The sequence below is a fragment of the Streptomyces sp. NPDC044033 genome, from assembly GCF_056434425.1.
Genome location: NZ_JBWKFF010000001.1, coordinates 336,349 through 344,246 on the forward strand (window position 1 = coordinate 336,349; position 7,898 = coordinate 344,246).

The following is a 7,898-nucleotide window of genomic DNA, read 5'->3' on the forward strand; positions in this document are numbered from 1 at the left end:
GTAGTGCGGCGACCGGCCCGCCGCGTGTTTCCTGATCCCCATGGACGCCAACGAAATCCCCATGGACGCCAACGAACCCTTACAGCTCTTCTCCGTGTCGAGGAGCTACGGCACCGGGCCGAACTCCGTCACCGCCCTCGACGACGTGACCCTCTCCATCCCCAAGGGGTCGTTCACCGCCGTCATGGGCCCCTCCGGCTCGGGCAAGTCGACGCTGCTCCAGTGCGCCGCCGGCCTCGACCGGCCCACCGGCGGCCGGGTGGTCCTCGCCGGCACGGACCTGACCGGGCTGAACGAGACCGCGCTGACCCTGCTCCGCCGCGACCGCATCGGCTTCGTGTTCCAATCCTTCAACCTGCTGCCGTCGCTGACGGCCGAACAGAACGTCTCCCTCCCCCTGCGGCTGGCCGGCCGCAGGCCCAAGGCCACCGAGATCCGGGACGTACTGGCGTCGGTCGGGCTCGGCGATCGCGCCCGGCACCGCCCCGGCGAGCTCTCCGGCGGCCAGCAGCAGCGCGTGGCCATCGCCCGCGCCCTGATCACCCGCCCCGAGGTGCTCTTCGCCGACGAGCCCACCGGCGCGCTGGACACCACCAACTCCCGCGAACTCCTCGCCATGCTGCGGGACATGGTCGACGACGGGCTGACCATCGTGATGGTCACGCACGACCCGGTGGCGGCCTCGTACGCACACCAGGTGATCTTCCTGGAGGACGGCCGGATCGCGGGCCGCCTCGAAGCGCCGACCGCCGCGGAGGTCGCGGCCCGGATGACCCCTATGGAAACGACACGATGCTGAGCTTCGCCCGGCACACCCTGCGCACCAGGTGGGGCGCCTTCGTCGGGCCGTTCATCGCGCTCATGCTCGGGGTGGCGCTGCTGTCCACCATGGGGCTCGTACTCGCCGCGACCGCCACCGGCCCCGACCGCGGGCCCGGCCGGTTCGCCGCCGCCCCCGTGGTCGTACGCGGCGACCCCACCCTCACCGTTCCCGACCCCTGGGGCGGCCGGAACAAGGAACCCCTCGAAGAGCCGCGCGGCCTGTCCGGCGCGCTCGTCGCGAAGGCCCGTACGGCCGGGCGCACCGTGCTGGACCGCAGCTTCCCCGCCCAGTTGGCGGCCGGACCCGGCCGGCAGGTCGGCCACTCCTGGCCGTCGGCGGCCCTCGCCCCCTACCGGCTGACCGCCGGGCACCCGCCCACCGCCGACGACGAGATCGTCGTCGGCGGCTTCGGCGGCGCCCGGCCCGGCGACAGAGTGACCGTGCTGACCTCCGAACGGCCGCACACCTACACCGTCTCCGGCGTCACGGCCCCCGTCTCCTTCGAGAACGCCCTCTTCTTCAGCGAGCGGGAGGCCGCCCGCCTCTCCCCGCGCGTCGACGCGGTCGCCTCGTACGGGCCCGCCGACGCGGTGCGCGCGGCCGTGGGCGACAAGGCCCAGGTCCTCACCGGCGACGGCCGCCGCGACGCCGACCCCCGCTCCAAGGAGGACTCCGAGGCCCTCGTCGGCGTCAGCTCCCTGCTCGGCATGGCCGCCGGCGTCGCCGCCTTCGTCTCCGTCTTCGTCATCGCCTCGACCTTCTCCTACTCCGTCGTCCAGCGCCGCCGCGAACTCGCCCTGATGCGGCTGGCCGGCGCCACCCCCCGCCAAGTGCGGCGGCTGGTGCTGAGCGAGGCGAAGATCGTCGGCATCGCCGCCTCCGCCGCCGGCTGCGCCCTGAGCGTCCTCGGCGGTCCACTGCTCGCCGACTGGCTGGCGGGCCACGGGATCGCGCCGGAGTGGTTCTCCGTCCCACTGTCCTGGATGTCGGTCCTGCTCATCCTCGCCGCCTTCGCGCTCGGCGTGCTCCTCGCCTGGCTCGGCGCCGGCGTCTCGGCCTTCCGCGCGGGCCGGGTCCGGCCGCTGGAGGCGCTGCACGACAGCGAGGCCGACCGCAAGGCCATGACCATGAGCCGCCGGCTGTTCGGGCTGACCGCCCTGGTCTGCGCCATCGCGCTGCTGGTCGGCTCGCCCCTGCTGCCCCCGCTGTACTGGGCCGGGTTCACCGCGATGGCCGCCCCGGCGCTGATCCTCGCCTTCGCGCTGCTCTCGCCGGTGGTCATCCCCCTGATCGCGCGGACCGTCACCGCCCCGCTGGCCCGCAGCCGCGGCGCGGGCACCATGCTCGTACGGGCCTCCACCCTGACCTCGATCCGGCGCACCGCCGCCACCGCCGCGCCCGTCCTCATCACGGTGGGACTGGCCTGCTCACTGTGGAGCACCTCGGGCTCCATCCAGACGGCCCGCTCCAACGAGGTCGAACACCAGGTGCGCGCCGCGGACATGGTCGTCGTCCCGCAGCACGCGCCGGGGCTCAGCCGCGCCGCCGTGGACACGGTCCGCGCGGTGCCCGGGGTGGACGCGGCGGCCACCACGCCGACGACGGTCTTCACCGTCCCCGGCCCCGACTCGCTCCTCTACCCGGCCGGCGCCCCGCTGCTGCCCTACCCCGCGCGGGCCGTCACCCCGTCCGCGCTGGCCGCCGTGATGAAGCTCCCGGTGGTCTCCGGCACGCTCACGGACTTCGACGACAGGACGATCGTGGTCGACGAGTCCTGGAACCGCGCCGTCGGCGACAAGGTCACGGTGTGGCTGGCCGACGGCCGCGAGGTCTCGCTGCGCGTGGCGGCCGTGCTCAAGACCGGACTGGGCGACAGCGGCGTCTTCGTCAGCCCCCGGTACGCCGGTACGCGGCTGCCCGACGCGGTGTACGTCAAGCTGCGGCCAGGCACCGACCCGGCGGCGGCCCGCGGCGCGGTGGCCGCGGCGGCCCACGACGGGTTCGCCAAGGCGGTGCCGCTCGGGCAGTGGACGGCGCGCGTGGACGCCCGCAAGGCGGAGGAGACCCGGCTGGCCCTGCTCGTCATCGGCGGCATCGCGGTCCTCTACACCGGCGTCGCCATCGCGAACACCCTGGTCATGTCGACCCGCCACCGCGCCCGCGAGCTGGCCCTGCTGCGGCTGTCCGGGCTGACCCCGGCTCAGGTGCTGCGGGTGGTGGCGGCCGAGGCGCTGCTGGTGGTCACGGTGGGCGTGGTGCTGGCCGCGGGGGTGGCGGCGCTCAGCCTGGGCGGGCTGTGGATCGCGTTGCGGCAGATCGTCAGCCGTACACCGGTGGTGATCCCGGCCGGGCCGGTGGCGGGGATCGCGGCGGCCTGCGCGGTCATCGCGCTGCTGGCCACGGTGGCCCCGGCCTGGTACACGATGCGCACGCCGGCGGTACGGATGACGTCGGCGGCGGGCTGAGGCGTACGGACGTCCGATCGGGAGGCCGTACGGGCAGGGGCGGCGGGCTCGTACGGGCAGGGGCGGCGGGCTCGTACGGGCAGGGGCGGGGCGGCCCGCAAAGGCAGAGCTCCCGGGCAAGCAGACGGCCCGCACCCCCGCACGGACCCCACAAGAAAACGGACCGCACAACCAGCGCGGCCCGCGAAAGAAGGAAAAGAAGGAAGAGAACAGAAGGGCAAGAAGAAGAGAAGGACGGGGGAAGCGGCATCGGGGGGACAAGCCGCTTCCCCCGACGAGGACACGGCCTCCAAGCCCTGACCGCGCTCAGGGGGGGAAGTGCGCGGCCGGGCCCCGCAGTGAGGCCCATGTCCCTCGCCCCTCGGATTCCTGCCAGATCCGGTGGGGTCGTTTCCATCCTGCTCCCTTTCGGGGGCGGGGCCAGCGGGCAAAGGACCTCGTTCCTCGGGCCTTTGGTCCCTAAAGATGACATCAGCGCACGGATGCGGACCGACGACTCGTCCATTCGTGTGGATAGACTCACGCGAGACAGAGGGGACAGTTGGGGAGGCAGTGCAGCATGGCGCAAGCGAGGAAGATAATCCTCATCATCGTTGTCATCTTCGTGCTGTACACGATCATCACCTCCCCGCCCCGGGCCGCCGAACTGGTCCAGATGGGCTTCCAGGCCATCTCGGACGCCGCGCACAGCGTCGGCGAGTTCATGACCCAGCTGATCAAGTGACCCGGCCGGTCGAACGACCCGACCGGTCGAACGACCGGGCCCCATCGAACGCCCCGACCGGTCACACGACCGGCTCCGCGCCGTCCACAGGGAGACATCCGCGTGCTACGCCACCTGGTCCTGTTCAAGCTCCATGAGGGCGTCACGCGCGACGACCCGCGCGTCATCGCGGGCGCGCGCGCCTTCGAGGAACTGGGCGGGCTCATCCCCGATCTGCGCTCCTGGGAGTGCGGCTGGAACATCGCCGACCGCCCCATCGCGTACGACTTCGCCATCAACTCGTCGGTGGAAGACGCCGAGGCGCTCCAGCGCTATCTGGAGCACCCGGCGCACCAGGCGGGCGTCGCGCTGTGGAAGGAATTCTCGACCTGGGTGATGGCCGACTACCCGTTCTGACGGGCCGGCCCACCGGGCCCCGCGTTCTCGGACTCCTGTCCGAGAACGCGGGGCTTTTTTCGTACACCCTTCGACCGGCGGCGGCGCATCCGGCAGACCACCCGACAGACGGACAAGCGAACCAACTAACGAACCAACACGTCGTTATGAGGTGCTTGCACACAGTGCACATGTCTTGTGATGCTATGACCGCTTTTGACGGACACCTAGACCATGAGGGGAAGGGGTGGCGTGAGGATGTCGGCCCGTACCGCGCCCGGAACGCCGCTCCAGAGCCGGAGCGGCGTTCCGGGCGGACCCGCGGCCGGGAGCCATGAGGCGACGCCCCCGGGCGGGGGGACAGCAGCCGAGGTCCGCGAGCCGTCGGAGGAGGTCCCGGCGCCGGCGGGCGAGGAAGACCGGGCATCGACGGACGAGGAGGACCGGGCGCCGACGGGCGAGGAGGACCGGGCGCCGACGGAGGAGGAGCGCCGGGAGAGCGCCGCCCGTGGGCGCGAGCGCCGGGGCGCGGACGCCCGCGCGCTGACCCAGGTCCTCTTCAAGGAGATCGCCGCGCTGGAGCCGGGCACGAGCGAGCACGCCCGGGTGCGGGCCGCCCTGATCGAGGCCAACCTGCCGCTGGTGCGGTACGCGGCGGCCCGGTTCCGCAGCCGCAACGAGCCGATGGAGGACGTGGTCCAGGTCGGCACGATCGGCCTGATCAACGCCATCGACCGGTTCGACCCCGACCGCGGGGTGCAGTTCCCGACCTTCGCGATGCCGACCGTGGTCGGCGAGATCAAGCGCTACTTCCGCGACAACGTCCGCACGGTCCATGTGCCGCGCCGCCTCCACGAGCTGTGGGTGCAGGTCAACGGCGCGACCGAGGACCTGACCGTGCTGCACGGCCGCTCCCCCACCACCACCGAGATCGCCGAACGGCTGAAGCTGAGCGAGGAGGACGTCCTCGCGTGCATCGAGGCGGGCCGCTCGTACCACGCCACCTCGCTGGAGGCGGCGCAGGAGGGTGACGGCCTGCCGGGCCTCCTCGACCGGTTGGGGTACGAGGACCCGGCGCTCGCCGGAGTCGAGCATCGCGACCTCGTCCGCCACCTGCTCGTACAACTGCCGGAACGCGAGCAGCGGATTCTGCTGCTGCGGTACTACAACAACCTGACGCAGTCCCAGATCAGTGTGGAGCTCGGGGTTTCGCAGATGCACGTGTCCCGGCTGCTCTCGCGCAGCTTCGCACGCCTGCGTTCCGCAAATCGGATCGAGGCGTAATCAACGCGGGGGACACCCACCCCACTCCTTCGGGGCGGATAAGTCGACATGGCGCTACAGCGTGTTGCCGACATGTGACATTCTGCTGGAACCGCGTTTGCCGCAGCGCCGCCTCCGGTATTCAGGTGGAGGCTGCACTCCCCGTACGGACTGGGTACGGGGGAAGCTGCCGCAACCCGTCCGCGACCTCAAGGGGGTGGCATGTCCGTAGAACTGGGCAGCTCGAAGGTGCTCCTCACCAAAGACGCACCACACGATGTGCTTGACGACTGCGACGCCATCGACACTCGCACCCTCTCCCGCGCCCTCTTCCTGCGGCTTGCCACGCTTGCCAAGGACAGCGCGGAGCGTACGTACGTACGCGACACCCTCATCGAACTCAACCTGCCGCTCGTGCGCTACGCGGCGGCCCGATTCCGCAGCCGCAACGAGCCGATGGAGGACATCGTCCAGGTCGGCACGATCGGCCTCATCAAGGCGATCGATCGTTTCGACTGCGAACGCGGCGTGGAGTTTCCCACCTTCGCCATGCCGACGGTCGTCGGCGAGATCAAACGCTTCTTCCGCGACACGAGTTGGTCCGTGCGGGTCCCCAGGCGGCTCCAGGAGCTGCGCCTCGCCCTCACCAAGGCCAGCGACGAACTGTCGCAGAAGCTCGACCGCTCCCCGACCGTGCCCGAACTGGCCGTGTGCCTGGGCGTGTCCGAGGAGGACGTGGTCGACGGCCTGGCCGTGGGCAACGCCTACACCGCCAGCTCGCTGGACTCCCCCTCGGCGGAGGAGGACGGCGGCGAGGGCTCGCTGGCCGACCGGCTCGGCTATGAGGACGCCGCGCTGGAAGGCGTCGAGTACCGCGAGTCGCTCAAGCCGCTGCTGGCCAAACTCCCGCCTCGGGAACGGCAGATCATCATGTTGCGCTTCTTCGCCAATATGACGCAGTCGCAGATCGGCGAGGAGGTCGGGATTTCGCAGATGCACGTCTCGCGTCTGCTCACCCGCACCCTGGCGACGCTGCGCGAGGGGCTTATCGCCGACTGAACGGGACGGGCCGGGCCGCATGGCTCGGCACCGCCGCTATCCACACAGCACCTATACAGCTGACACCCCGTCAGCCACACTGGCCCGATGCGACGGACGACGATCGGCTCCGCCTCGGCGACGGCGCTCTGCCTCGGCGTACTGCTCACCGCCTGCGGCAGCGGCGGCCGCGACGGCTACGTCGCGGCCGAAGCGGCAGGCCCCGCCGGGGACCACGCCCCGGCCACGGCCGTACCGCCGAAGGGCGGCGTAGAGCTCGTACCGCTGGACGGCGACGGCGCGGCGAGCCATCGGCCGACGCCGGGTACGACGGGGGCGGGGACGGGGACGGCGACGGACTCGCGACCGGGCGCGAGCGGCACGTCCCGCACGCCCGGTGGAGTCGGCGCCTCCAGCACACCCGGCGGGGGTACGAGCACGGGCCCGGGCAAGGGTACGAGCGCGCCCCCGAGCCCCGGCACGGGTACGAGCGCGGGTACGGGCACCGGCACCGGCACCGGCACCGGCACCCCGCAGAAACCACCCAGCCCTCCGGGCTCCCCAGGCACCCCCAGCACCACCCCTCCCAGCCCATCCAGCCCGCCGACCCCGGCGGCCCTGACCGTAAGCGCCCCGAAGCGCGCTCCGGCCGACCACCGCTGGTGCGAGAAGGTGACCGTCACCTTCACCAACACCGGGGGCAGGCCCGTGACCAAGGGCATCGTCACCTTGGAGACCCACATCATCGGCGCACTCGGGGTCGACTGGGTGACGATCCGCCAGACACGCCCCTTGCCCGCACCGATCGCAGGGGGCAAGCGGAAGGAACAGACCTGGCCGATCTGCGTGGACGCGTGGCGCGTCCCGCTGGGCATGCACGTCGAGACGCGGGACGTCACAGCGAAGTGGAAGTGACGGCGGGGACGGCGAGGACGGCGGGGACGTATCGCACTCCGCCAGGAACAGACCCACGAAAGCGGCGAGGCCACCCCATCGCCCAACCGGCCAGGCACATCGCGCATACCGGGCCCTCAGACCACCAGGGTTGAGCCTCCCCGGCGGCGGGCGGCCCCCGGTCTACGGGCGGAAACTGCCCCAGCCGACGAGCACACCCGCGCCCCCCGACCCCGCTCCCGGCCACCGAGGGGGGGGGGGGGGGGGGGGGGGGGGGGGGGGGGGGGGGGGGGGGGGGGGGGGGGGGGGGGGGGGA

Annotated in this window: 7 protein-coding genes; all 7 read left to right on the top strand. The window is 72.2% G+C overall.

Translation table 11 applies throughout. From position 1 onward, the window contains the following. Nucleotides 1-40 precede the first annotated feature (40 nt). Nucleotides 41-799: an ABC transporter ATP-binding protein gene (locus AC07AB_RS01410; RefSeq protein WP_478558179.1), complete on the top strand. Its 759-nt coding sequence runs from the start codon at nucleotides 41-43 to the stop codon at nucleotides 797-799. After that, the gene (locus AC07AB_RS01415; protein ID WP_478558182.1) at nucleotides 793-3,288 is read left to right on the top strand and encodes an ABC transporter permease; all 2,496 of its coding nucleotides are present in this window, start codon (nucleotides 793-795) and stop codon (nucleotides 3,286-3,288) included. The genes AC07AB_RS01410 and AC07AB_RS01415 overlap by 7 nt, the downstream gene beginning before the upstream one ends. 559 nt (nucleotides 3,289-3,847) lie before the next feature. Continuing rightward, the gene (locus AC07AB_RS01420; RefSeq protein WP_169767194.1) at nucleotides 3,848-4,012 is read left to right on the top strand and encodes a hypothetical protein; all 165 of its coding nucleotides are present in this window, start codon (nucleotides 3,848-3,850) and stop codon (nucleotides 4,010-4,012) included. 102 nt (nucleotides 4,013-4,114) lie between these two features. Then, on the top strand, nucleotides 4,115-4,408 hold the full coding sequence (locus tag AC07AB_RS01425; protein WP_478558185.1) for a Dabb family protein: 294 nt from the start codon (nucleotides 4,115-4,117) through the stop codon (nucleotides 4,406-4,408). A gap of 237 nt (nucleotides 4,409-4,645) precedes the next feature. Then, nucleotides 4,646-5,671 (top strand): RNA polymerase sigma factor SigF, encoded by a 1,026-nt coding sequence (locus AC07AB_RS01430; protein ID WP_478558187.1) that lies wholly within the window; start codon nucleotides 4,646-4,648, stop codon nucleotides 5,669-5,671. 201 nt (nucleotides 5,672-5,872) lie between these two features. Beyond that, nucleotides 5,873-6,709, top strand: a complete 837-nt coding sequence (locus AC07AB_RS01435; RefSeq protein WP_478558190.1) for an RNA polymerase sigma factor SigF — start codon at nucleotides 5,873-5,875, stop codon at nucleotides 6,707-6,709. Between the two features lie 87 nt (nucleotides 6,710-6,796). Continuing rightward, entirely contained in the window at nucleotides 6,797-7,603 is an 807-nt protein-coding gene (locus AC07AB_RS01440) for a hypothetical protein (protein ID WP_478558193.1), read from the top strand. The last annotated feature ends 295 nt before the right edge of the window (nucleotides 7,604-7,898 follow it).